Origin of the sequence: Roseburia sp. OF03-24, assembly GCF_003463035.1 — a bacterium.
Lineage (GTDB): Bacteria > Bacillota > Clostridia > Lachnospirales > Lachnospiraceae > Roseburia > Roseburia rectibacter.
The window spans coordinates 1-1610 of the sequence record NZ_QSCK01000075.1; the positions used below are offsets into that span (position 1 = coordinate 1).

Genomic DNA, 1610 nt, shown 5'->3' on the forward strand with positions numbered 1-1610 from the left:
AAATTAATCATCAGGGCGATTGTCACAACCTGTATTGCCGGAGTGATCTTTTTAACGATCATGGCGGTGTCAGGGAGAATGAACAGGAGCATGGAATTAAAAAGCAATCTACCGTCTGCTGCAGAAGAGACGGCAGAAAATCTGTTAACAAAAAAGTATAATGTCACAGATAAGAATCAGCTGGAAGCTGATTTTTTAGAAACATTAGCTTATGCGATCGATTCAGATTCGGATATCCAGCTAAAAGTAAATGCTGCAGAAACGGATAAGCAGCTTTTATCCGTTTCTGTGACAGAAGAATTTAAGCATCCGAATGGAAAGCCTGGAACCGTTTCTTATGACAGGACGGCGATTGTAAATAAACTTTCCAAGGAAGAACCGGAAGCATATAAAGTAAATTATTATCTGTCAGACGCGGATCCAGGCTATTATAAATGCTATACAGTTTTAAAAGATGATGTGATCCCGATTCCAAAGGATCCGGTAATGGAAGGAAAGACTTTTACAGGCTGGACAGATGCAGATGGAAATACGCTCGATCCGGACATGACGATAACGCAAAATACAGACTGTTATGCAAAATGGAATTAAAACAGATAAAATAATAGGTATATAATAGGAAGTTGTCTTAAACGGATAGCTTCTTTTATTCCAATATAATATTGACATTTCTATAGCTTTTCCTAAAAGAAAAAAATTAGTGAAATCTTTTCTTTTATTCCGTCGAAAACGAAAATTACATGTTTTATACTTGGCATGTGTAAGACATGTACATTGACAACTGAATAATTTGTGCAATTTGGAGAAAATAAAAAATTTTTACAGCAGTTAAAATGAGATCAAAATGAGTTATCCACTAAGGTATAACATGCTATCAAGTTGTCCCCCAAAAAACTTATCATTCATAAAAAAACAGGACAAATAAAAGGGAAAAAACAGTATTTTGAAGAAATGAAATGTGGTTATCCACAGAAAAAAGAATTGGCAAAATGACGAATGCCCTCATAACGTTGGTTTGATTTTTGTCTGCATTACGTTTATAATAAAAACAGGAAATCCAATATAGTATACTTTTCAAGGCAGTCGGCAGGACGGATTTACCACTTAGATCTGCTCCGAGATTCGGAGAAAGGGATGGTAGCTCACCCGGCTGTCTCGATAGGTATATCATAGAAGTTTCCATTTTATTTGTCAACGTCATAAGGTAAAAGAATCAAAAATAAAAGATAAAGGAGAATCGAAGTTATGAGAGAAAGAAGAAACCGGAAAGGAATGAACACCGCAAAGGTGGCAGGATGGAAAAAAGCAGTCGTGCTCACGCTGGCACTTATCATGTGCATCAGCAGCATTGTAGTACCACAGCCGGAGGAAGTATCGGCAAAGCAGGCAACATACATTGATTACTTTGGAGAGAATCAGCCAAAGAATCAGATCGTGTTTGCAACATCGGATGATGCCAAATGGCATAAAACGCAGGAACATTGTTGCAATATTTCTACATACAGACATTATCACTGCATAAAAAAGAAAACTGTTTATGCAGGAGAGAAGTTCACGATCATCCCGGTTGCCATGTTTAAAAATGGAGTGGTAGTAGGATCAAAAAACAG

General features: G+C 37.0%; 1 protein-coding gene and 1 pseudogene. Both read left to right on the forward strand.

What is annotated here, in order from left to right:
* Nucleotides 1-591, forward strand: a 591-nt coding sequence (locus DXA60_RS18400) for an InlB B-repeat-containing protein (RefSeq protein ID WP_117922689.1), incomplete at its 5' end; no start/stop codon positions are given.
* 654 nt (nt 592-1245) lie between these two features.
* Nucleotides 1246-1610, forward strand: a pseudogene (locus tag DXA60_RS18405) (Ig-like domain-containing protein); the annotation flags it as partial.